At 52.7% G+C, this 24671-nt stretch carries 19 protein-coding genes; 10 read left to right on the forward strand and 9 right to left on the reverse strand.

What is annotated here, in order from left to right:
* Positions 1-181 precede the first annotated feature (181 nt).
* The 4 genes from ilvD to X474_RS02915 form a co-directional block, all read right to left on the reverse strand.
* Positions 182-1855, reverse strand: a complete 1674-nt coding sequence (gene ilvD, locus X474_RS02900; protein WP_044346595.1) for a dihydroxy-acid dehydratase — start codon at positions 1853-1855, stop codon at positions 182-184.
* 163 nt (positions 1856-2018) lie between these two features.
* Positions 2019-3326: an NPN-dependent 2-hydroxyacid racemase, LarAH10 family gene (larAH10, locus tag X474_RS02905; protein ID WP_044346596.1), complete on the reverse strand. Its 1308-nt coding sequence runs from the start codon at positions 3324-3326 to the stop codon at positions 2019-2021.
* 247 nt (positions 3327-3573) lie between these two features.
* Positions 3574-4425, reverse strand: coding sequence for a 3-methyl-2-oxobutanoate hydroxymethyltransferase (gene panB / locus X474_RS02910; RefSeq protein ID WP_044346597.1), 852 nt, complete (start codon positions 4423-4425; stop codon positions 3574-3576).
* A gap of 85 nt (positions 4426-4510) precedes the next feature.
* Positions 4511-5281, reverse strand: a complete 771-nt coding sequence (locus X474_RS02915) for an IclR family transcriptional regulator (RefSeq protein ID WP_044346598.1) — start codon at positions 5279-5281, stop codon at positions 4511-4513.
* A 243-nt stretch (positions 5282-5524) separates the two neighbouring features.
* On the opposite strand from X474_RS02915, the gene X474_RS02920 reads away from it, so the two are divergent.
* The 9 genes from X474_RS02920 (at position 5525) to X474_RS02960 (ending at position 15731) form a co-directional block, all read left to right on the forward strand.
* Positions 5525-6316: an IclR family transcriptional regulator gene (locus tag X474_RS02920; RefSeq protein ID WP_044346599.1), complete on the forward strand. Its 792-nt coding sequence runs from the start codon at positions 5525-5527 to the stop codon at positions 6314-6316.
* 360 nt (positions 6317-6676) lie between these two features.
* Positions 6677-7690, forward strand: a complete 1014-nt coding sequence (locus X474_RS02925; RefSeq protein WP_044346600.1) for a TRAP transporter substrate-binding protein — start codon at positions 6677-6679, stop codon at positions 7688-7690.
* Between the two features lie 114 nt (positions 7691-7804).
* The gene (locus tag X474_RS02930; RefSeq protein ID WP_052514784.1) at positions 7805-8299 is read left to right on the forward strand and encodes a TRAP transporter small permease; all 495 of its coding nucleotides are present in this window, start codon (positions 7805-7807) and stop codon (positions 8297-8299) included.
* Complete coding sequence (locus tag X474_RS02935) at positions 8299-9570, forward strand: TRAP transporter large permease (protein WP_044346601.1); 1272 nt, start codon at positions 8299-8301, stop codon at positions 9568-9570. Before X474_RS02930 ends, X474_RS02935 begins: the two co-directional genes overlap by 1 nt.
* Positions 9571-9591: 21 nt before the next feature.
* On the forward strand, positions 9592-10872 hold the full coding sequence (locus X474_RS02940; RefSeq protein ID WP_044346602.1) for a nickel-dependent lactate racemase family protein: 1281 nt from the start codon (positions 9592-9594) through the stop codon (positions 10870-10872).
* 22 nt (positions 10873-10894) lie between these two features.
* Positions 10895-12154 carry a four-carbon acid sugar kinase family protein gene (locus X474_RS02945; RefSeq protein ID WP_082464102.1) on the forward strand — a complete coding sequence of 420 codons (1260 nt, stop codon included), beginning with the start codon at positions 10895-10897 and terminating at the stop codon, positions 12152-12154.
* Between the two features lie 23 nt (positions 12155-12177).
* The gene (gene pdxA / locus X474_RS02950; RefSeq protein WP_044346665.1) at positions 12178-13212 is read left to right on the forward strand and encodes a 4-hydroxythreonine-4-phosphate dehydrogenase PdxA; all 1035 of its coding nucleotides are present in this window, start codon (positions 12178-12180) and stop codon (positions 13210-13212) included.
* A 31-nt stretch (positions 13213-13243) separates the two neighbouring features.
* Positions 13244-14623, forward strand: a complete 1380-nt coding sequence (locus X474_RS02955) for an FAD-binding oxidoreductase (RefSeq protein ID WP_044346604.1) — start codon at positions 13244-13246, stop codon at positions 14621-14623.
* 1 nt (position 14624) lies between these two features.
* The gene (locus X474_RS02960) at positions 14625-15731 is read left to right on the forward strand and encodes a (Fe-S)-binding protein (RefSeq protein ID WP_044346605.1); all 1107 of its coding nucleotides are present in this window, start codon (positions 14625-14627) and stop codon (positions 15729-15731) included.
* Positions 15732-16018: 287 nt separating this feature from the next.
* On the opposite strand, the gene X474_RS02965 is transcribed toward X474_RS02960, so the two are convergent.
* From X474_RS02965 to X474_RS02980, 4 genes are all read right to left on the reverse strand, one after another.
* The gene (locus X474_RS02965) at positions 16019-16696 is read right to left on the reverse strand and encodes an HD-GYP domain-containing protein (protein ID WP_052514786.1); all 678 of its coding nucleotides are present in this window, start codon (positions 16694-16696) and stop codon (positions 16019-16021) included.
* A gap of 500 nt (positions 16697-17196) precedes the next feature.
* Complete coding sequence (locus X474_RS02970; protein WP_052514787.1) at positions 17197-21069, reverse strand: PAS domain-containing hybrid sensor histidine kinase/response regulator; 3873 nt, start codon at positions 21067-21069, stop codon at positions 17197-17199.
* A gap of 17 nt (positions 21070-21086) precedes the next feature.
* Entirely contained in the window at positions 21087-21893 is an 807-nt protein-coding gene (locus X474_RS02975; protein ID WP_052514788.1) for a substrate-binding domain-containing protein, read from the reverse strand.
* Between the two features lie 141 nt (positions 21894-22034).
* A complete protein-coding gene (locus tag X474_RS02980) occupies positions 22035-22808 on the reverse strand; it encodes an HD-GYP domain-containing protein (RefSeq protein ID WP_197281941.1) in 774 nt (257 codons plus the stop codon).
* A gap of 317 nt (positions 22809-23125) precedes the next feature.
* On the opposite strand from X474_RS02980, the gene X474_RS02985 reads away from it, so the two are divergent.
* Positions 23126-23878, forward strand: coding sequence for a lysophospholipid acyltransferase family protein (locus tag X474_RS02985; RefSeq protein WP_044346607.1), 753 nt, complete (start codon positions 23126-23128; stop codon positions 23876-23878).
* A gap of 218 nt (positions 23879-24096) precedes the next feature.
* Here X474_RS02985 and X474_RS26405 read toward each other — a convergent pair.
* On the reverse strand, positions 24097-24671 hold a 575-nt coding region (locus tag X474_RS26405; protein ID WP_044346608.1), incomplete at its 5' end, for a hypothetical protein.

The raw sequence follows: 24671 nt of genomic DNA on the forward strand, positions 1-24671 counted from the left end.
AGGTCAAAGACGCTACACGGTTTTTGCAATCAAGGCCTGTCAAATTGCGGGTGAATTAAACGAGCAATTTGATTACGCTGAAAATACCATGTTTTTGTCAATCGGCATCTGATCAAGTCCGGAAGATTCTTACGTCAAGCCTCAATGCACGGTGCGGAAAGCACCGTGCATTGATTTGAAACTAGTCTGCCCGGTTTTTGATAATGGCTCCCTTGTCCGAGGATTCGGCCAGTTTGCTGTAAAGATACAGATAGCCTTCCCTGACCCTGGGTTCGGGCGCTTTCCATGTCAGGCGCCGTTTGTCCAGTTCTTCGGGGCTTACCTTGAGCTCCAGCTTTTTGGCGTCTACGTCTATTTCTATTTGATCTCCGTCCCTGACCAGGGCAATGGGGCCGCCCTCCTGGGCCTCGGGCGAGATATGCCCCACAAAACAGCCGTTGTTGGTGCCTGAGAAGCGCCCGTCGGTGACCAGGGCCACATCTTTGGCCATGCCCATGCCATATAGAAGTTTCATGGCCTTGAACATCTCCGGCATGCCCGGCCCTCCCTTGGGGCCTTCGTAACGGATCACCAACACATCGCCCTTTTGCACCTGACCGTCCATTATGGCCTGGTTCGCCTGTTCCTCAGAGTCATAAACCCTGGCCGGACCGGTGAAAGAGAGCATCTTGGGATCAATGGCCGCGGGTTTGGTAACCGCGGAATCCGGAGCCAGACTGCCCCTTAACACAGCCAGTCCGCCCGAGGCGCTGAAGGGTTCGGCACTGGTCTTTATGACTTCATTGTCGGGAGAGCTGTGGCCCTTGAGATTTTCGGCAAGGGTTTTGCCGGTTACGGTCATGGCGTCGGTGTTCAAAATATGCGTCAGCTCGCTCATCACGGCAGGCACTCCGCCTGCCTCGTGGAAATCGATCACATTGGCGCTGGCCGCGGGATTCATCTTGGCCACAAGCGGAGTGCCGCGGCTGAAGTCGTCAAAGATGTCGATGTTAAAGTCCACCTTGGCCTCATAGGCGATTGCCGGAACATGCAAAGCCGCATTGGTGGAGCCGCCGATGGCCGAGACCAGGCGCACCGCGTTTTCAATGGATTTTTGATTGATGATCCGCCGGGCGGTGATGTTTTTTTCAACCAGGTCTAAAATCGCCCTGCCCGAGGCCTGAGCCACGGACATGCGGGCCGTGTAGACAGCCGGAATCATGGCGCTGCCGGGTAAAGACATGCCCAGCGCCTCGGCCAGACAGCACATGGTGTTGGCCGTACCCAAAAAGGAGCAGGACCCGCAGCCGGGAGCGCAGGAGTCTTCCATCTGCTCCAGTTCACGGTCTGTAATTTCACCTTTATTAAGCCTGCCCACACCTTCGATGATGCTGGTGGTGTCCGCCTTGCGGCCATGCAGCACAGGCCCTCCCAGCATGGGGCCTCCGTTTACCAGGATGGAGGGCAAATCCAGCCGGGCCGCAGCCATGAGCATGCCTGGCACGATTTTATCGCAGGAGCCCAGGAGAACAATGGCGTCATATTGTTGAGCCTGGACCATGAGTTCGATGCTGTGGGCGATAATATCCCTGGTCGGCAGGATATAGCGCATGCCCTCGTGGCCTTCGGCTATGCCGTCACAAGCTCCTATGACCCCGAATTCCACCGGGGTTCCCCCTGCTTCCCTGATGCCGTCCTTAACAGCTTGACAGACCTGGTTCAGGTTGTAATGACCCGGCACAGTGGTGCTGAAGGCGTTGGCGATACCGATTATGGGCTTTTCCAGATCAGAGTCTGTGTAGCCCATGGATTTGTAGTAGGCTCGGTTGATGCTCCATTCCGGACGGGAAAGGATCTTTTGGCTGCGTAATTTCATGGAATGACTCCTTGGCAGATGAAATGTGGGGCTGCGCTGGAGCCGGGTCCGGTTGGACCCGGTTTTCAATGTGAGCAGGCGGGGAAGGGGGATTTCCCCTTCCCCGCAAACTCAACCGACGAAGGAAAGCATCCGGGCGTCTGGAAAACCGCCGGAGCTTATTTTAGTCTTCTTTTTTCGTAAAGATGGGGAAGGTGTTGGCACCCTGAGGCATGACGATCACCTTGGGATTGTCGACGCCGCAAGCCTCGTGGGCCGCTTTAAGGGCCTCTTCAATGGTGTTAACGGGCTCAACGCAGGCTTTTTTGGCCAACTCGTTGTTTTCTTTCAGGGTCAGCATCAGGATCGTTCCCTGGTTGGCATATTCCCTTTGCCTCACGGCCACCCAGCCGCTGATCAGGTAATTGGCCCTGACGGCCTTTTCCATCTCCACAAAGTCTTCAATGTTAAACCAGTCAAAGAATTCGCCGGGCTCGCTGATATCCGGGCACTCGGCCAGGATCACGCAGACGCCGCCGGGCTTCATGGCGTAGACTGCATTGTCAATGGTCTTTTGGGTCTGGTACAGGTTGATATCCTTGGGATAACCGCCGGCCGTGGAGATAACGATATCGGCCTGTGCTTCGATCTCCACGCCGAAGATCTTGTCCACCAGGTCGCAGGCGTCGCGCCAGGCTGATACCCAGTTACCGGCAAAGATGCCGCAGACATCGCCGTCCAAGTTGGGCACCACGTTGATGATAAAGTCGGGATTCACAAAAGAAGCCACGTCCATCATGTCGTCGTGGGCCGGATTGCCCCTGGTTATTTTGTTGGCGCAGATGGGGTTGCTGCCCTTGCCCACCACAGAGTTGAGGGCCCAGGTGTGGCTCTGCTGAATGGTCTTAAGGGAGCTGATGCCGGGCATGATGCTTTTGCGGCCGCCGCCGTAACCGACCATGTAATGGTAGATGACTCCGCCGGTCAGGATCACCCGGTCAGCCTCGGCGATAATGCGGTTAACGGAAACTTCGGTGCCCCGGCTGGTGGTGCCCAGGTAGACCATGTTGTCGGTATCCCAGGCGTTGTGGTTCACCACCTTGACCCTGTCGCAGGCTTCCTGTCCGCAAAGCTCCACAAATTCGGACTCTGTGTTGCCCCTGTGGGCTCCCACTGCGATGATGATAGTGATGTTCTCGTCCGGCACTCCGTAGCTGTTTAAGGCATTCAGCAAAATAGGCAGGGTCTCGCCGTGGCGCTGCCACTGCCTGGTGATGTCGCTGACGGTGATGGCAACGGTCTCCCCGGGCTTGACGATCTGGCTCAACGGCGGACTGTCAATGGGGTTTTCCAGAGAGTCCTTGTAGACCTGGGCCAGGTCAGCGGGGGGCTCGATGTTGTTTCCCACCAGTTCGTAGAGCAGATTTTCCTCGGGGATCTCAAAGGAGACGTCCCCCTTGCCATAGCGGAGAGTAAATTCTTTATTGGCCATAATAGTTTGGTCCTATTTTTTGGGTTCCTGAATCAGAGATGCGCCCAATAGTCGCTATTCTCTGAATAAAGATAAATCCGATTCCGCTGCTTTACAATCAGGCGGAATCCGGGCCGACTATTAATCCTGGCCCGTGATAACTATAAAGCACTTTGTAAGCGGCTAAAAAAATTACCGATCGGCCATACACAGGGGGGCTGGCCGATCGGTTGCTTCAAAGCACTTTTGGTCAGCCTTTTAAGCTGCCTTACTCGGTGCGCATTTTCTGGAGTTTTTCGAATTCGCCTTGCACCATCTTGTAGGTGTGCTCGGCGGCCGGGAATTCACCAGCCTTGACTTCTTTGATGTAGGTCTCAAAGACCTTTTGCATCTCGGCACCTAAATTAGCGTATTTTTTGACGAATTTGGGGGTGAAAGCCTGGAACACACCCAGGATGTCGCTTACGATCATGACTTGGCCGTCGCAGTCCACGCCTGCGCCGATGGAATAAACCGGAATCGGCAGTTCGTCGGCGATGATTTTGGTCACCTCGGGCGGTACGGCTTCCACCAAAAGGGAAAAGGCGCCGGCCTCGTAAACCGCCATGGCGTCTTCGATCACCGCCATGGCGCTGTCGGCGGTGCGTCCCTGGGCCTTGAATCCGCCCAACGCGCCGGTGGACTGGGGAGTGAGCCCCACGTGGCCCATGACCAGCATGCCGCCGTCGGTAATGGCTTCGATGGTGTCAGCCACCCTTACGCCGCCTTCGAGCTTGATGCAGTCAACACCGGCTTCCTTGTGAAAGCGGACCGCGTTTTTCACGGCATCGTCCCAACCGGCCTGGTAGGTGCCAAAGGGCATGTCCCCAATGATAAAGGTGTTGGGTGCGCCCCTACGTACGGCTTCGGTGTGGTAGATGGACTGGTCCATGGTAACCGGGACCGTGCCGTTGTAACCGTAGACCACCATGCCCAGGCTGTCGCCGACCAGCAGCATATCCATGCCTGCCTGCTCTGCCAACTGGGCCGTGGTAAAGTCATAAGCGGTCATCCAGACAGCTTTTTCGCCCTTGTCTTTCATGTTTTGAAGGTCAATGCGGGACAGCTTTTTCTTGCTCATGCTTTCTCCTTGAAATGCATGCCCTCGTAAAGGGGCAGGCGAGAAGAATTTTTAGGGAGGACCTATTTAAAAGCCGTTTGTTTCATCAGCTGCGGCCCAGGGCCGCCTCAATGCGGCGACAGGCTTCTTTTAGATCCCGGCCAATTGCCTGAAGCTTGTTCAGGGTTATGCGGCCGCTGGGGCCGGATACACTTAGCGACATTCCGGCCCTGTCCCTTTGGTTGAAGATTGGGGCTGCCACACATCGCAACCCCAAGTAACACTCTTCATCATCCACTGCCATGCCGTCGGCCCTTATGCGCATAAGCTCCTTGCGTAGATCTTCCGTATCGGCCAGGGTATTGTGCGTCATAGTGGTTAGTGGCGTGGAACTGAGATATTTTTCTATCTCCTCAGGCAGGCGAAAGGCCAAAATTGCCTTTCCCAGGGCTGAACAATGAGTCGGCACCCTGGCCCCCACGGCCAGTTCGGCCCGAATGACCTCGGCGCTTTCGCATTTGTCCAGATAAGTAACGTCCTTACCGTCCCAAACTCCCAGGTTCACCGTTTCCTTGTATTTATCTCTGAGCTCCTCCAGAAAAGGCCTGGTGATCGGCCTTATCTCAAGTCGGTTGACCATGCGCATGGCCATCTCAAAAATTTTCATGGAAAGGGTAAACCCACTGGCCCCTTCCTGGTTCACATAACCCATATCCCTCATGGTCAGAAGGGCCCTGTGACAGGCGCTGCGGTCGCAGCCAAGCTCGGCTGCTATTTCAGATACAGTTGCTTCCTGGCGGTGAGTCAGTACATCTAAGATATTGAGACCGCGTTCCAAAGATGCGATCTGATAGTACTTTCTGCCGTTGTCCGCCATGGTGAAATGCATTCTCGGTAAGGGTGTGTATTACTGATCGATACGTGTGTGTTACATATTAATACTGGTCGCCCCCAGGATATGTCAACCCTTTAAGTGGATTTAGTCTCTAGGGAAATCTATGCTTTAATGCTTTTTTTGTTACAGGGGGCTTGACATGGAAGGTGGTTATCAACTACGGTTGTCACATAATGAGATTGCCTGTCACGTAATGTGAACAAAATAATCAGTAGGTAAAACAACTTGCCTGAGACCCAAAAACCATATTACACCATTGGTTCATTGCAGAAAGGCATGCGGGCTCTTGAAGTTCTGGTTGAACGTGGACCGTTGTCCGTAAGCGAAGCGGCCAAGCTTTTGGGCCAGAACAGAAGTGCGGTGCATCGTTTTTTTGCAACCTGGCGCGATATGGGTTATGTGGTGCAGGATTCGGCCAACCGTTACCGGGCCACTTTAAAGGTCTTCAGCTTAGGGCACAAGGTGGTAAACCATCTTGAAGTTCGCCCCCTGGCCCGTCCCCTGATGAGCCAATTGCATGAAACCCATGGCGAGAGCGTCAACCTGGGGTGCCTGGACAACAGGGAAGTCGTTGTCATCGACATGATAAAAAGCCGAAAAGTACTTAAGTACGATTTGCCCGTCGGCAGCAGGGGGCCTGCCTATGCCGCCGCCCTGGGCAAAGTTCTTCTTGCCTTTGCCAACCCGGAACACCTCGAAAGTTATATTAAATCGCTCGAAATCGGCCGTCGCACCCAGCACACCCTCACTGATCGGCAGGTTATTAAGGATGAGCTGGAAATGGTGCGCAACCAGGGTTATGCCCTGGATGACGAAGAGTGGGCCATGGGCATAAGATGTGTAGCCGCTCCTGTGCTGGATTACCAGGGCCGGGCTATCTATGCGCTGAGCGTTTCCGGCCCGGTTCAGCGGATGAACCGAAAAAAAATAGACGATATTATCTCAGATCTTTTACCTGTATCCAAAAGCCTTTCCTGGCTCTTGGGGGCGGACGCCTCCACGGACGAGGTAGTGTAAAAAAAGTAAAGAATTATATAGATTATAATTATGCTAGCAGGCTTTTGCTTTTTTTAGAATTAAATTAAGATTGATCCCAACTGTAAAAATTAACTGAAGGTTGAAGCAGGTGTTGAATAAGCAGGCATAAAACAGCTGTATCAGCCAAATAGTTTTGCTGGACAAGGTCTTTAGAGAAAGGTTTAAATTCGCCTGCGAGCCTTTTTAGACCGTATTGGAAAAAAACGGCAAGCGGGAATCTGCATTGGGACGGCAACAGGCCTACTTGTGCTAAAAAAGGGAATTACGGCCTTTTGCCAGTGGATGTTAACCTAAAACAATGCAACAGCAGCCATTCCATTTAAGGAGGAAGTAGAAGCCATGAGGAAATCCAATAAACTGTGGATTATCTCCGCCGCGGCGATCATTGCTGCCTTGATCATTTGCCCTGCCGCCTTTGCCAAGGTAGTGATCAAATGTGCCACAAGCACCCAGCCTTCTCACATCTATAATGAAGGCATCAGGCACATGGCCAAGATCGTCAAGGAAAAATCCAACGGCGAAATGGAAATTCAGCTCTTCCCCGCCGCTCAGCTCGGTTCCGAGCGCGATGCGGTTGAGGGTCTGCAGCTGGGCACCCTGGAGATGACCCTCACCTCCACCGGTCCTCTGGGCAACTTTGTGCCCGCAATCAAGGTTTTCAACCTGCCTTTCCTGTTCACCAGCCGCGAAGCCGCTTACAAGGTTCTGGACGGCAAGATCGGTGACCAGATCACCGCCAGCTTCCCCAAAATCGGCATCCGTGCCCTGGCCTGGGTTGAGAACGGTTTCCGTAACATCACCAACAGCAAAAGGGCCATCAACAAGCCCGCCGATATGGACGGTCTCAAAATCCGCGTGATGGAAGACGACCTGTTCATCGCCACCATGAAAGCCCTGGGCGCTTCTCCGCTGCCCATGGCCTTTGGTGAGCTTTACACCGCTTTGGAGCAGAAGACCGTGGACGCCCAGGAGAACCCCCTGGCCGTTATCGAGTCCTCCCGTTTCTTTGAGGTGCAGAAGTACCTGGCCATGACCGGCCACTTCTATTCCCCCTCCATGATTCTGGTCAGCGAGAAGTTCTTCAAGGGCCTGAAGCCCGAGCAGCAGAAAATCCTGCAGGACGCCGCTTTTGATGCCCGCGACTTTGAGCGTAAGCTCTCCATGGAAGCCGACCAGAAGTTGGAAGCCGAACTGGCCAAGCAGGGTATGACCGTGACCCATCCTGACAAGGCTCCCTTTGTCAAGGCCGTGGCCGGCGTTTACACCAATCCCAAGATTGTCAAGGCCATCGGTGGCGGCGATACGAAAAAGGGCGAAGCCCTGATCAAGGCCGTCCAGGAGGCCGCCAAGTAGTTATCCCTTAATTGGGAGCAATGCCCGGCCGGGGTTTTTTCCCGGCCGGGCCTTTTTAAGTAAGACGCGGCGTCAGTCCTTTCGGGCGTCGCCGCAAAAGAAGGACACGATCCCATGATATCCCGAGTTTTCGATACCTTCGACCGGGTGCTCAATTGGACACTGGCCCTGATCATGGCTGTAATGCTGGTGGTTATTACGGCCCAGGTCTTTTATCGTTTCGTGATCAACGATCCTCTGGACTGGTCAGAGGAATTTGGCCGCTACCTCTTTGTCTGGATCTCCTTTTTGGGCTCAGCTGCGGGCGTTCGCTACAGGGTGCATCTGGGCATCGATCTGATTGAGAAACTCGTCAGCCCCACCATTTACAAGGGTGTAGTCATTGTTGTTCATATGCTTATTCTGGCCTTCCTGTATGTAATCGTCACTGAAGGCTTTAACGTTGCCAGCGTGGTTCAGTTCCAGGAATCCGCATCCATGCACATTCCCATGAGCTGGCCTTATCTGGCTGTGCCGGTGGGTTGCATCCTGATGGCCATCAACGCCGTCAGGGTAACCGTTGAACAGGTTTGGGGCGTAGGCGCCCTGCATGACGAGGAGAATGACTAATGACTGCCATACTCTTCATTTCCTTGATAGTTTGTTTTGGTCTGGGTATGCCTATCGCATTCAGCCTGGGTGTTTCCAGTGTTGCCACCTTGGGCTTCGGCTCTTCGCTTCCCCTCACCCTGGCAGCTCAGAGGCTTTTTGCTGGTACAGACTCGTTCCCTCTGATGGCAATTCCGTTTTTTATGCTGGCCGGCGCTCTTATGGAAAACGGCGGCATTTCCCGCCGCCTTGTGGACTTTGCCCACAGCCTGGTGGGTGGAATTTACGGCGGTCTGGGCATGGTGGCTGTTTTGGCGGCCATGTTTTTTGCGGGCATCTCCGGAGCTGCGGCGGCTGACACCGCTGCTGTGGGAGCTGTTTCCATCCCGGCCATGATCAGAAAAGGTTATAAAAAGGGCTTCGCCGCTGCCATCCAGGCTGCCGGCGGCTCTATCGGCGTGATCATTCCGCCGTCCATTCCCATGATTATTTACGGTGTCGTGGGCGGCGTCTCAATCGGTAAGATGTTCTTAGGTGGTTTTGTCCCGGGCGCGCTGATCGGCGGCGGCCTTATGGTGGCAAGCTATTTCCTCTGCAAAAAGGCGGGCTATAAAAAAGACCACGCATCCTCTCTTAAAGAGGTGTGGAGATACTTTGCCGACGCCTTGTGGGCTCTGTTGATGCCCGGCATCATCTTGGGCGGTATTTTGGGCGGTGTCTTCACCCCCACCGAGGCCGCTGTGGTGGCCGCGGTATACGGCCTGGTAGTGGGACTTTTCATTTACAAGGAACTCAGCTTCAAGGATCTTCCCAAGATCTTTGCCAAGGCGGCTGTTTCCACCTCCACCGTTATGCTTCTGATCGGAACCGCCTCCATCTTCGGCTGGATTCTGACCGCAGAGCAGGTGCCCCAGAGCGTGGCCGCCTACCTAACCACCCTGACCGACAGCCCCATGGTGCTTTACGCCCTGGTCCTGGTCATGCTCCTGGTGGTGGGAACCTTTATGGAGACTTCCGCATCCCTGATTATTCTCACCCCGGTGTTTTTACCGGTGGTCAAGCAGTTCGGCATTGATCCGGTTCATTTTGGTGTGGTTATGGTTACCGCCCTGGCGATCGGCATGCTGACTCCGCCTCTGGGAATCTGCCTGTTCATATCCTGTAACATTGCCCGCATTCAGCTTACCCAGATCGTGGGCTTTGTGTGGCCGCTCCTGGGGATCATGATCGTGATTTTGCTTTTGATCACCTTCATTCCCGGTTTGGTCATGTTCGTACCAAATATGTTCTGAGGTTTTTAAAGATAAGAAAAGATGGCGCAAATGAAAGACGTAACCATCCCCTTTGACGGAAAGGAACTGACTTTCCTGGTCCCCGAGGCCAATCTGGCCGAAGTGTTGAGCCCTGCGGAAAGCGCTCCTATGCCTGATTTGGATGGCGAGATTTTAAAGGCTCTGGCTAATCCTATTGAGCAAGAGCCTTTAGACCAGTGGGTTAAGCCTACTGATCGCGTCCTGATCATAAGTGATGACAATACCAGATTCACCCCGTCGGACCGCATCCTGCCCCCTATGCTGGAGAGGTTGAATAAAGCCGGCGTGCCTGACAGCCGGATCAGTGTGATCATGGCCCTGGGCACCCACCGCTATATGACCGAAGACGAGCTCAGGGATAAGGTGGGAGAAGAGGTCTACGGCAGGGTCAAGGTTTTCAACCACGAGTGGATGGATGAAGCCAACCTGGTCAATGTGGGTGACAGTATCAACGGAACCCCCTTATGGGTGAACAAAGCCGTAGCCGAGGCCGAGGTGGTGATAGGCATAGGTGCCATTGTACCTCACCATATCCCCGGTTTTTCAGGTTCGGCCAAGATCATCCAGCCCGGCATCTGCGGTCCCAAAACCACGGCTGAGACTCACCTGCTCTCTTGCGAGGGAGGCGGTGACTCTTTCCTGGGTGTTGTGGACAACCCGGTGCGCAGGGACTTAGACGACATGGCCGACAGAGTGGGGATGAAAACCATCTTCAACGTGGTCATGAACTCCGAAGGCGGCGTTGTGGGAATGTTTTACGGCTCCATGCGCCCGGCCTTTTTAAAAGGCGTGGAACTGGCCAGAAAGATTTACGGGGTGCCTTATCACGAGGAACCGGATATCGTGATAACCAACTCTTATCCTTGTGATCTTGATTTTTGGCAGTCCCACAAATCCCAGTACCCGGCCCAGCGCATAGTGAAAAAGGGCGGAGTCATTATTATATGCACTCCCGCTCCCGAAGGCGTAAGCCCGGTGCATACCGATTTGCTTAACTTCACCTCCTGGCCTTCCAAGGAAATCCTGGCGGCCTACAGAAGGGGTGAGTTGAAAAACGGTGTGGCCACCGCCCTGGCGGTAGCCTGGGCCATGGTCAGGGAAAAGGCTTCCGTTATAATGTATAGTCCTGGCATTCCGCCTGAAGATAAGGCCAAGCTGGGTCATTCTCACGCAGACAGCGTACAGGATGCCCTGGCCGAGGCCTTTAAGCGGGTCGGAGACCAGGCCAGGGTGACGGTTTTGACCCACGCCCCGGATATGTTGCCGATTAAAGATTTTTAACCTGGGCGGGGGACGCGCTAAAGTGCTAGAGATTGCTGTAATTGCTGACGACCTCACAGGGGCCGCTGACACTGGTGTTCAATTCTGCCGATTGGCCAGACCCAACTACCTCCTAGCGGCTAGCGCTCTCGCCACCGCACAGTTCCCGGATTCGCCAAAGGCGGTTACGGTGCATACAAGTAGTAGGCACCTGCCGCCTTTGGCTGCGCGAAATGCTGTGACCCAGGCTGCCAGAGCTTTAAAAAGTTTTCAGCCCAGCCTGATTTACAAGAAAATTGACTCCTGCCTCAGGGGAAACCTGGGGCCTGAGATCGATGCCCTTCTAGAGGAATTGGGGCTGGAGCAGGCATTTGTCGCTCCAGCCTTTCCCGCTCAGGGACGCCTCACCATTCATGATGAACACTTGATCCACGGCATCCCTTTGGGTAAAACCGAGATAGCAAAAGACCCTATCAACCCGGTCAAATGCTCCTTGGTTTCGGAAGTGATAGCCGCTCAGACCTGTCATGATGTGGGAGTGGTTGATATCGAGGCCACTGCCAAGGGTTCGAAAGAGCTGGAACAGGCGGTTTCCTCCCTGTTGAAAAAAGGCACGAAGATAATTGTTTTCGATGCTTGTGAACAGGAACACCTGGAGAACATAGCCCGTCTTTCCTTAGACCGCTACCCCGGTTCCCTTTTGGTGGGATCGGCCGGTCTGGCCCTTGGCCTGGCCGAAGTGGTCACCCAACGGCAGGGTAAAAAACAGGCAACCAGCCCGAGCACTCAGGGCTCTTTGCTTTTTGTGGGCGGCAGCGCCTCAGCCCGTCTGGCTGATCAGCATGAGGCGCTTGTGGCTCAAAACCAGGCGTCCCAGATGATTCTGGACGCGGAGATGCTGGCCGACCCCAAGGCCAGGGAACAACGCAGAAAATGGGGAGACGAGGCTGCCGTCAGTCTTGCCCAAACTAATTTGGTATTGAGGATAACTCCCCCGGAGGAAAACAAATCCAAGCCTTCCAGCGAAGCCGTGGCCCAGGGCCTGGCCCAGGTGGCGGCCGCCGCCGCTCTGACAAGCAGCCCGGCGGGAATGTTTTTGTCCGGCGGGGACACTGCCCAAGCTGTTTTTGAGCAGCTTGAGGTTCAGGCTGTGGAACTGCACGCCGAGGTATTGCCGGGCCTGGTATGGGGCACCATAATGGGTGGCCCCCAAAACGGCGGTCTGGTGGTTACCAAGGCCGGAGCCTTTGGCGAAGATGACGACCTTGTGAAACTGCACGGATTACTTTGCGGCCAGGCCTGAGTCAAGGAGATTTCTAAATGAACATCGAGAAAAAACCCATTTTAGGCATTACCATGGGCGATCCCGGCGGCATTGGCCCTGAGATCTGCGCCAAGTCGCTTGCCTTGCCCGAGATATACGAAACCTGCCGTCCTCTGGTGGTCGGAGATGCCGGAATTATGGCCAATGCGGTCAATTTTTGCGATCTGGACCTTAAGGTCAACCCGATAAACTCCCCGGAAGAGGGCAAGTACCAGTTGGGCGTTATTGATGTCCTGGACATGAAAAACATGCCCCTCGAAAAGCTGGCCCACAAGCAAAACACCGCCCGGCAGGGTCAGGCCTGTTATGAGTACATTACCAAGGCCATTGATCTGGCCTTGGACGATCAGATAGACGGCACGGTCACCGCTCCCATCAGCAAGGCCGCCCTGAATGCGGCGGGCCATCATTTTGCCGGTCATACAGAGATTTACGCCGACCGCACCAAAACCAAAGACTATGCCATGATGCTGGCCGAGGAAAACTTCAAGGTGGTGCATGTCTCCACCCATGTTTCCTTGCGCGAGGCCTGTGACAGGGTGAAAAAGCCCAGGGTGCTCAGGTGCATAGACTTGACTTACGACGTGTTGAAAAGACTGGGCAAGGAAGAACCCAAGATCGCCGTGGCAGGTCTTAATCCCCATTGCGGAGAGGGCCGCCTTTTTGGCGACGAGGATGATTTGGAAATTCTCCCCGCTGTGGAAGAGGCCCGGGCCAAGGGGATCACGGTAGACGGCCCCATACCGGCGGATACGGTGTTTTCCAAGATGCAGGGCGGCATGTATGATGCCGTGGTGGTTATGTATCATGATCAAGGACATATTCCTACTAAAGTTGTAGGTTTTAAATATGACGACAAAACAGGCACCTGGGGAGCCATGGCAGGTGTGAACCTTACCCTTGGACTGCCCATTGTGCGCACTTCCGTTGACCACGGCACGGCCTTTGGAAAAGCTGGAGAAGGCCGGGCCAATCCTCAATCCCTGATTGACGCTGTCAAAATGGCCGCTGTGCTGGCCAAAAACCGCAAGGCCTGAGAGGCCGTCTCAAGGGATGGAGTAAAATAACATGGAAGAAAAAATCTTATCTTTTCTGAAAGAGACCGTGGGCGAAGAAAACGTCACCACCGATCTCATTGACATGCTTTCCTACGCCACAGACGCTTCGGAATACACCCATCGTCCCGATGTGGCTGTATGGCCCACCACCACCGAGCAGGTTTCGGCTATCATGAAGATGGCCAATGAAGAGGGTATACCGGTTACTCCCAGGGGAGCGGCCACCAACCTCTCCGGCCTGTGCGTACCCCTTAAGGGCGGAATCGTGCTGGACCTGGGGCGTATGAACAAAATCCTCGAGGTGAGCATTCCCGACCGCCTGACCGTGGTTCAACCCGGCGTGGTCTATATGCAGCTCGACGATGAGCTTGCCCCCCTGGGTTTTGCCTTCCCTCCGGACCCGGCCAGCGGCAAGGCCGCGACCATCGGCGGCAATGTGGCCACCAACGCGGGCGGAGTGAAGGGCGCCAAATACGGCACCACAAAAGACTATGTGATGGGGCTGGAAGTAGTTTTGGCCGACGGCCGGATTCTGCGCACCGGCTCCCGCACTCAGAAGTGGGTCTCGGGCTTTGACCTGGTCCATATCTTTGTGGGTTCGGAAGGCACCTTGGGCGTGATTACAGAGATCACCCTGAAACTTTCCCCCCGTCCTACAGTAACTGCCACTGCTTTGGCCACCTTTGACAAGTTGAGTGACGCAGGCCGTGCGGTGACTGCTATCATGGAAGCCGGGGCTCAGCCCAGCGTGCTCGAGATCGTGGAGAAAAACTGTTTAAGGGCCATTAACCAGAACACAGACCTGGGCCTGCCCGAGGTTGCCGCCATTTTGCTGGTTGAAACCGACGGCGCGACCGAGGATCAGTGTCAGACCGAGTTGGACAAGATAATCGGCATTTTCAAGGCAAACAAGGCCGGTGAGGTGCGGAAAGCCAAGAGCGCTGAAGAGGCCGAGGCCCTGTGGGCGGCCCGTAAATCGGCTTTTGCGGTTATCGCCAGGATCAACAACACGGTCGAGGCAGAGGACACCACGGTGCCCATCTCCAAAATCGCCGATCTTCTTGACTTTATCGATGAGGTGAGCAAGAAGTACAATCTGGCTATACCCACGGTGGGTCATGCCGGTGACGGCAACATGCATCCCCACTTCAGCTGGGACCGCACCAACCCCGAAGAGACCGCAAGGGTCCAGAAAGCCAAGGCCGAACTCTACGCCAAGGCCGTGGAACTGGGCGGCACCCTTACCGGTGAGCACGGCATTGGTAAGGGCAAGGCGCCTTACATGCATCTGGAGCACAGCGATGTGGCCATGGATGTCATGCGCTCTTTGAAAAAGATGTTTGACCCCAAAAATATATTAAACCCCGGTAAGATGGCCCTGGAGGGCTGAGATGGCTGAAAAATACGAATTCGTGGAAAGATTCCGGGATCAGGTCCTGCGCTGTTCCAACTGTGGTTTCTGCCAGGCTGTCTGCCCGGTCTTTGGACTTACCAAGCGCCCGGCCTTAAACGCCCGCGGCAAGATGATCATTCTGCAAGAGCTGATGACCGGCAAGCTGGATATGACGCCCGAGCTGCACGAGACCCTGTTCCAGTGCACCACCTGCGCCAACTGCGCCACCAACTGCCCTTCGGGGGTGGAAGCGCCCGAGATCATCAAACAGGCCCGCAAGGATTTTGTGAAGGCCGGAGTGGAACACCCCACTTTCAAGGCCCTGAACGAAGCCTTGGACGAGTTTCCCAATATCTACGGCCAGAAAGATCCGGAGGATTTTGATCGCGAGCTGAACAAAAAGGCGGAATACGTCTTTTTCATCGGTTGCGTGGGCCAGTATCGTCAGGAAGAGGCCACCGAGGCCACCTTGGATCTCTTAGACGCCCTTGAGGTGGACTACACCCTGATTGACGAAGTCTGCTGTTCCGGTGTTTTGGAGGATGTGGGATACAGCATCAAGGATCCCCTGGCCGAGAAGAACATCGAGTCCATCCTGGCCACCGGGGCCAAGACCGTGATCACCGCCTGTCCCTATTGCATGCGCACCTTCCAGAACAAGCCCGCCTACAAAAAGCTGGCTGACGAGGGAATCAAGGTGATGCATGTCTCCCAGTTCCTGGCCACCCAGGAGATAGAGGCCAAGACAAAGCTCAAGGTCACCTACCATGACCCCTGCGACCTGGGACGTCACTGCGGCATCTATGAGGAGCCCAGACAGACCATCAAAAAGGTGGCCCCCGACTTTGTGGAAATGCCCCACAACCGGGCCCAGTCCAACTGCTGCGGCGCCGGCGGCGGAGTGCGCGGAGCCTATCCGGCCAACTCCATCTCCATGGCCCGCCGCAGGGTGGAAGAAGCCATTGCCACAGGCGCTGATGTGCTTTTGACCGAGTGCAACTCCTGCCTCCACAACCTGGAGAACGCCAAATTAAGGGCGCACAAAATTCAGATCATGACCACCCCCATGTTGATCAACGCCATCATGGAAGGCGATCTGGACTGATTCTCCGGTTATAGAGAAATATTAGCACGTAAAAGCCGCTCTCTGGTTCATACCAGGGAGCGGCTTAGCTTGTGCTGACAAAGTCCTCCCGGACTTTCTCAGAGGCAACCTGACAAAAACTGGGTTTTTGCCATTACTAGAATTACTCGTTTTTAGATGGCCTCGCAATTCGGCGGGCCGTCATCCGGGGTCCCCAAAATGCCCGGCATTTTAGGGGTGGTTTCCGGGGTCCCCAAAATGCCCGGCATTTTAGGGGTGGTTCGGGGTCCCCAAAATGCGAGAGTGCTTTATAAAGGCTTACTTATTGAATTCCTTGTGTACTTCAATAAATTTTTCGCGTATACGTTTAAATGAGTCCACCAGGTAAGGATCAAAGTGGGTGCCGCTGCCCTGGGTGATAATGGACTCAGCCACCTGGTAAGGTAAAGGCGCTTTATAAACCCTTTTGGAGACCAGGGCGTCATAGACACATGGGCCACGGCAGTGACGCGGGTGCTCAAGGGAATTTCTTCGGCCTTTAAAGCACCGGGATAACCTGTACCGTAGTATTTTTCATGGTGGGAAAGGGCAATATCTGCGGCCATGCGTAAATAGGCGGCTTTTGGGTTCCTGGAAAGGGCGTCGTACAGGGTGTCGAATCCCACCACAGTGTGGCCCTTCATGACCTCGAATTCCCGATCGTCCAAGCGTCCCGGCTTCAGCATAATATAGTCCGGTATGCCCACCTTGCCAATATCGTGCAAAGGACTGGTTCTGTAGATGGTTTCTACAAACTGGGGGGTAACCTCAGGAGGGCGGTCAGGCTGCTTGAGCAGGTCCTCAGCTAGTGCGCGGCAATAGTAGCGGATGCGCTCCAAGTGGTTGCCGGTTTCATTGTCTCGAGATTCCGCCAAATTGGCCAGAGAAAAGATAACCAAGTCCCTAGTCTGGAGATTAAGCACCCTTTCTCCGGCTTTTAAACGCACTGCAAGTTCTTCTTTGCTGTACGGTTAGGTTATGTAATCGTCAGCACCCGCCTGCATGCCTCAATAACGTCTGTGTCACCGTCCCTGGAGGTTATATAAGTATAGTCATCGCCTTCCTGCTCCCTGATTTTGGCGCACAGTTCCAGGCCCCATAACCGGCATTTGCCAGCCAGTTACGATCAGTTTGGGCCTTTCCTTCCTGCCAGATCTTCCAGGCTTCGGCTCCGTTGGAGGCGCTGAATACTTCTTATCCTATTTTTTGCGAGAATATGCTAAGGGGCTTTCTACTGGTCAATTCATCGTCCACAACCAGAAGCTTCATATTCTCACCGCCGCCAGACGGGTCTTGTTTTGGCTGGTGCATGGATCTCACCTGATTTGCTCTGTTAATACTATAGTTAATAATTATAACCTACGAAAAATGCTCTTATTGACCTGCGTGCTTCGTGGCGTTTCAAAAGAGTGGAACCCTTGGTTTTCACGACAGATTTTGGAAGGCTTCAATTTTGATATTTTTTTATCACCTTTTCAAATCTATCCAGTTCATCGGACAACCAGGGTACAAGTGAAGAGGCCTGGGAAAATTTTCCATTCTTGCAGGTGTTTTCCAGATTCAGGGCCACAGCCCTGGCTGCTTCGGCGGAGACATACGAGGCCGCACCCTTGATGGCATGGGCCTCAAGTCTGGATCCTTGAACGTCTTGGTCTTTGATGTGCTGTTTTAATTTGCTTAGTCTTTTTCGGGAATCATGCAGAAAGTCACTGGTAAGCTCAAATAGAATTTCTGTATCCCCATCATAGCGATTCAAGGCGGCTTCATAATCAAAGACAGGTTGCTTCTCCGATCCCTCATCCTTTGTTTGAGGGCTGTCTTTTTCGATAACGCTATTGGAGTTTTCTATTCCGATCCATTTCAATACAATGGCTATAAGCGCATCTTTCACCACCGGTTTGGTTATATAGTCGTCCATACCAGCCTCAAGGCAGCGGGCCCGGTCACCGGCCATGGCATTGGCGGTCATGGCAATGATAGGAAGGTGCTGGTTTGGCGATTCTTTTTGCCTGATGGTTCTGGTTGCCTCAAGGCCGTCCAGAATCGGCATCTGCACATCCATCAGAACCAGGTCATAAGAATTACCCGCCACCATTCTTACCGCTTCCGCCCCATTGTTCGCCACAAAAACCCTGGCCCCGGTTTTTTTAAGCAGCCATAAGGCAGCCTTTTGATTGGCTGGATTATCTTCCACCAACAGCACCTTGGTTTTGGAAAGGTCTGTTGCCTGGTGGTGTGGCCGGTTTTCACTGGTCGGCAGAGGGCGGATCGTGAACTCCTGGGTCTGGTCGTTTTTATGCCGGCGCAGACCGGCATCCCAGGCCAGGGCCAGGCTGTCGAGCAGTTTGGAGGGGCTTATGGGCTTGGGCAAAAAGGCGTTGATTCCCTTTTGATAAAATTTTTCCCGGTCAATATAAATCGCTGCGGAGCTCGCCATTACCAGGACCGTGGATTTAAGCTCCGGATCATCTTTAATTTTTTGGGCCAGGGTCAGGCCGTCCATTTGAGGCATCAAATGGTCCAGTATGGCCAAATGATAAGGATTGTTATTCCGGCAGGCCTCTTCAAGCATGCTCAGGGCCTGGCCGGCGGAGTCCGCAGTCTGGGCCCTTAGACCGGCATTTTCCAGGTATTCCTTAAATATCTTCTGGTTTGTATGGTTATCATCCACCACCAGGATATTTAAATCCAGCAAATTATCGTCTGGTCGAGGGCTTTGGTCTTCAGAGGGGGACTTCAGCGCGGGTAGGGGTAGGGTGAAGGTAAAGGTAGAGCCTTCTCCCTGGGCTGAATTTACCAAAAACTCTCCTTCCATAAGCTCAACCAGCTCCTTGGAGATAGTCAGCCCCAGGCCGGTTCCGCCGTAACGCCTGGTGGTTGAGGCATCGGCTTGGGAAAATTGCTCGAAGATAAGTTCCAGTTTGTCTGGAGATATGCCGATGCCGGTATCCTGAACAGTGATATTCACCAAGTGGTTGCCGTTTTTTTCGGAAGTTTTTTCCAGGTTGACCAGTACATGCCCTGTTTCAGTGAATTTGAGGGCATTGTTAACCAGGTTGCGCAACACCTGGCCGATGCGGCCTGCGTCTCCCAGGTATTGGCCGGCTATTCCGGACCCCTGGCGCAGTATCAGTTCCACTTTTTTTTGATTGGCCTGGTTGGTGAACAAGGCCAGGATGTTTTCAACCATGGCGACCAAGTCAAAGGGATAAGGCTCTATGGCAAGCTTCCTGGCCTCTATCTTGGAAAAATCCAGTATGTCGTTGATTATATCTAATAATGAAGCGGTTGATTCCGTTAAAAGTTCCGTGTATTCAGATTGTTGAGAGTTAAGCCCTGTCTCGGAAAGCAGATTGGCCATCCCCAGGATGCCGTTTAAGGGGGTTCTTATCTCGTGGCTCATGTTGGCCAAAAATTCGCTTTTGGCAGTGGTGGCTTCTTCAGCCCTGCGTTTGGCTTCCGCAAGTTCTGTTACATCCACCATGTTAAGCAGAACCCCGTCGTATTTTTCCTGGCGGTGAATGGGTTGGACACGGAAGATAAAATCCTTCCCTCTCAGTTCCCGGTTAAAGGTGACGGGGCTGGAATCTTGAAGATTTTGAAAATTCTCGAGCATTTTCTTCAGGCGTTTTTTTATTTTTCCCTGGTGGAATTCATCAATATGCCTGCCCAGGATTTTTTCCCGGGTTAACCCCATAATCCGGCAAAAGCCTTGATTAACTTCGTTTAGAATGCCATTTGCATCGGCAAAAACCACGCCTGCGTCCATGCCGGTGATCATGGCCCTCAACTTGGCGGTCTGGGTTTGCAGGGCTTCCTCGGCTTTTTTCCGGACCGTTATATCCACAAAGCATTCAACCAGGCATTCTCGGCCACCCAAGGTGAGGGATATTACACTTTTAAGTATGGGGAGGGCATGGCCGGTTGGGTTCAGAAGTATTCTCTCGGAATCGTCTATTTTCAGGCCCAGATCGGTTATGGGGCACTTACCCCGCTCGGCCGGGCATATGAAATCGTGACAAACGGCGCCCAAGGCCTGATCTTCAGTAGAGCCAATCATTTTCAAGGCCTTATGGTTTATGTTGATGATACGGTGGGTTTTTTGATCTATTACCACTATGCCCACCGGCGCTTGGTTGAAGATGGCTTTTATAAAATTCTGTTGTTCAAAAAGCTCTCGTTCCGCTTTTTTTCGGCCCGTGATATCCATGAATGCTTCCAGAATAATGGTTTCATCATTCTGTTTAAGAGGAATAGCGCTTTTAAGGAGGGAGATTTCCCCTCCGTCTTTGGCCTGTATTACAATTTCGTTGTCATAAGAACTGCGGCCGCTTTGCAAGGGACAGCCCTTTTCAAAGCTGAGTTCAAAGACCTCTGAGCAGGGCAGGCCTTTTAAGGTTTTTTCATTGCTGTGTTCAAAAATGCGCAGGGCTGCTTGGTTGGCGGTTTTGATGATGCGGTTTTCACCTACAGTGACTATACCCACCGGCAAGGCTGCAAAAATGGTGTCCAGGGTGGATTTGGCCTGGGCCAGGTTGCGGGCGTATTCTTTTCTTTCGGTGATGATTTTGCCGACCTGACGCATGGTCAGGATCGAAAGCCAAAGCGCCAATATGAAGATCAGGGCTGCCATGCCGTACCCAATCAGTAAAAAGCGCTTCTCAAAGGCGGTTTTCCTTTGCGTAAGTTTCTCTATGGTCAGGCTGGTGTCGTAAAAAATTTTGTTTACGATCTCCCGGGATCTTTGGATCACACTGCCGGTTTGCTTGCTCAAGAAAACAAAGCGTAGGTTTGGATGAGGATTTTCCCTGGCCGGATCGGGCTTGATGGTTTGCCGCTTCAGGTCATAGAGTCTTGATGAAAGATTTTTCAATTCAATAATTTTAGGGGAAAGATCAATATATTCCATTATATAGGCTGTATTGGCCTCGGGTTGGTAGACTATTTTTTCTTTGATCTGGTTAACATTGCCGAAATTGGCCGCCATCTGATCTACGAATTCGCCGCCTACCTTGAGCACCTTCAAGGCTCGGCTGATGTTTCCGATGTGATGCAAATTATGTTCTGCCAGAATATCGATTCCCTTGTCATCCCTGGCTGATTCCAGGTCTTTTAAATTTGAGCCGATCAAAATGAGGTTTTTAATGATTGATTTGCCCAGGTTGGATTTTTCCACCTGGTTGGCCAGTTGAGATTGAATCTTTTTGTCGTGATGGCTTAGCAAGACCTCTGTGACGATAAGCAGTGCGCCGCCCAAAAAGATGACTAAAAGTAGGGCGAGGATTTTCTTTTTTATGGGGTCTTGATAAATGAAGCGCATTATGTCTACCGGATTAATTACTTAAGGCCAAACTCCGCAAACACTGCCCGGCCTTTTTCCGAGGAAGCATATTTAATAAATTTTTTGGATATTTCAGGGTACTTACTGGTTGTTAAAAGGCCTAATACCAGTTTTTTGGGCTGGGCGTATTCAGGATTGATTTTCAGCACATCCACATAGGGTGCATTTTCGGGCCAGGCGGAAGTGGCGTACCAGTTTATAACCAGATCCGCCTCTCTTTCCTTCAGGGCTTTTATCAGGTCCTTGGAGTCCGTGGTCAGGATTCTGGCATTAGCCATGGCCTTATCAAAAAATCCCCTTTTGGCAAGAATCTTTTTGGTCTCCCGTCCTATACTGCCGCTTTGGGGGTTGCCCAAGACGATGTAGTACTCCGGATTAAGCAGATTCTCGAGGTCATTGGTAATGGATTTGGGGTTGCCTTTTTGCACCATCATGGCCGCCATGTTGTGTCCGACCAAGGCGGTTTTACTCACCAGGTTTTCTTTGAGGCAGGTTTTTATGTAAGAGTCGGACCCCGGCAGATAAAGATCTCCCATTTTGTTGGCTTTTATGGACTTCAGAAGATTCCCGGAGCCGCCTTTGGTGATGATGATTCTACAATTTTCCTGTTCTTCTATTATCTGGGCGATTTTGGTCATTGGGCGGATCATGGTGATTCCGCAATAAATCAAAAGTTCTTTTTGGGTTTTTTCTTTTTCCGTTTGATTTTCACAGGAAACAAAAAGGGATAGCAGGCAGGGGAGTAAAACGGTGCATATGGCTTTGGCAATGGTCTTTGAGCTGTATTTTCGTTTTTGCTTCATATGCCACCCGATAGGAAAAGATCCGGTTGATTGCTAAAAGCAGCGTTTGAATTGGGCCTTGCTTCAACAAAATTTCGCCTGCCTTTTTAGCTGCCGGATGTCGACGGTCAAACAGAGCCGTTCGGCAGGGAGTCTATTTCATCAGTCAATGTCGCCTTTTTCCCGCAGCACCTGTTTGAATGCATCCAGGACGTCTCCCCTCAGGCGCTGATCCCGTTGGGATTCCAGTATCTCCAGGGCCCGGGCGGGGGTCTTGCCTTTTTGATAGGGACGGTCCGTGGTCATGGCGTCATAACCATCGGCCACAGCCACTATCTGGGCCCCCAGGGGTATCTCGTCCCCTTTTAAGTGTCTGGGATATCCCTTGCCGTCAAGTCTTTCATGGTGGCAATGAACATAATCCACCGCAGGTCCTAGAAAATCCAGATCCTTCAATATCCTCATGCCAAGGGCGGGGTGGCGCACAATTTCCTTGAGCAGTTTGGGCGGAGTCTTGGCTCCGTGGTGTTCAAACAGGGCGTCGCTGAAGCCTATCTTGCCTATATCATGGAGTAACCCGCCCAAGCGAATGTATTCTACTTCCTGAGGCTCAAGGTTTAACTTATCGGCAATCGCCAGGCAAAGGTCGGCCACCCTGGAGGCATGACCCTCGGTATAGGCGTTTCTGGCGGCCAAGGCCTGGGCCATGGCGCTCAAGGCCCCTATGGAGCTCCGTTTAATCTGCTCGTTTAGTTGCTCCAAGCGGAATTCCCTGGCTTCGACCTTGACCATCATCATGCCCACGCTCTCCGCTATGGTGCGGATGGGTTCAGGCACCTCTTTCTTGGTAAGCTCCATGATATCGTTGGAGTAATGGCCGTTGGCTACGTCCTGAATGACCTCAAGCAACCTTTGAGCGGCATTTTCCCTTTCCACGGGCAGGGTCCTTTCCATTGGTAAGATTGGTAAAAATATATAGCTAAAAAATAGGCTTAACTACTGGGCCAAAGATAACTTAATTTATAACCAAATACCCCCTTAGAGAGAAACCCCACTGTTCACTTATAATGGATTCCATGGGGTGGGTGACCTAAAAAATTGACTTTGCTGTAAAGCATCTGTTGCAGCTTTTTACTGACGCCATGTTGTTGAACTTGTGTTTGGCCTGTCAAGGCGAACATTTTTGCTGTTTTTGTCATAAATGGCTGTGATAGTCTGTGGGCCTGTCTCTGAACAAGTTCCAGGTGCGTAAAATGAGTGGTTTACGTAATTTGTTTTATCGTCTGTGGCTGGTTTGGGCGGTTTTTTTTGTAGTTGTTCAAACCGCCTTCTGGTCAACTGTCTCTATTATTCTATTCTTGTTTGATTCAACCGGCAAATTGACCCATGCCTGCGGGGCCCGTCCCTGGGCCAGGGTTCTCTTGTGGGGGACCAGGGTCAAGGTGCGGATTGAAGGGGTGGAGAATATCGCCGCTCTTTCGGGGTCTGCAATCCTTATAGTAAACCATCAGAGCCTCTTTGATGTATTGGCCTTGCTGGGGTATCTGCCCATGGATTTCAAATTCGTGGTTAAGCAGGAACTCATGAAGGTGCCCCTTTGGGGGTTTGCCATGCGCAGGGCTGGATACATGCCCATAGCCAGGGGAAACACGGCCGCTGCTCAAGAGCTGTTCGAGGAGTCTGCCGCGCGCATCCGTCAGGGCAGTTCGGTTTTGTTTTTTGCCGAGGGAACCCGTTCTCCGGACGGCCGCCTGGGCCGTTTCAAGGGCGGCGGTTTTAAGCTGGCCTGTGCTTCGGGTTCTCCGGTGTTACCGGTGTTGGTCCAGGGTTCCAGGGAAATTTTGCCCAAAAAAAGCGTATATATCCGGCCGGGGGTCATCACCTTGAGGGTGCTTTCGTCTGTTGAATGTGCATCAGCGGAAAACGATTCCTGGAAACTCATGGAAAGCGTCAGGCAAAAGATGCTGGTTGCCCTTGGCCAGGATGAGGACTCCGCCGAAACTTAACGTTTCTCAACATGCCCAAAAAGCCGGAGTTTTTTTTGAGTTACGAAATTAAATTTTTGCATCGACAATCTGATAAGCACAATTATGCCTCAACCTGGGCAATAACATGCCTTACAAACGAAAAGCATGACAACTCCGAGAGTTATCTGAATCCTCTTTGCTTGTTTTAAAAAAGGCGAAAAATATTTCCGTACACGCGGGCCACAGACAATTGCTGCTTAGAAACTCCAGGAAAGGCCAAGCACCGGTCCCTGTTGGGCCACGTCATATTTGAAGCCGCCTATATTCATAAAGCCGCTGATAAAAAAACCTGATTCACCGAGGGGCAATCTTCCCTTGAGACCCACCATAGGGTCCACCCAATCTTCCTTTTGGGAGACTTGTCTTTGTGCAATAAGGCCTTGTTTTAAGATTAGCTCTGAATCCATGGACCAATAGCGGGCGCCTGCTGTGAGGTCAATGAACGCACCCTGCTTTTCGACCAGACGGTAGAAAACGGCAATTGACCCCATCCAGGTTTTGGCCCTTGAATTGACTTGGGAAAAAAATGGACCGGGGGTGATGTTTTCCGATTCTATATCCGTATACGTAATATCCACAATCACACCGAGGCGGCCCTTACGGGCCCCGCAGAGCAACATAATGGCTCCGTTGATGTTTCCAAAAATGTCGTCGTAGAAATTGATGTCAATATCTGCGGCGGGCAGCCCGGGAAGTGTGGCTACGCTGCCTTTCTGGCCGGCCAGTGCGATGTGGAAGCGCCACCCGTCTTCTTGAACCTCCCCCGAATTTG

Source organism: Dethiosulfatarculus sandiegensis (assembly GCF_000931935.2).
Classification (GTDB): Bacteria; Desulfobacterota; Desulfarculia; order Desulfarculales; family Desulfarculaceae; genus Dethiosulfatarculus; species Dethiosulfatarculus sandiegensis.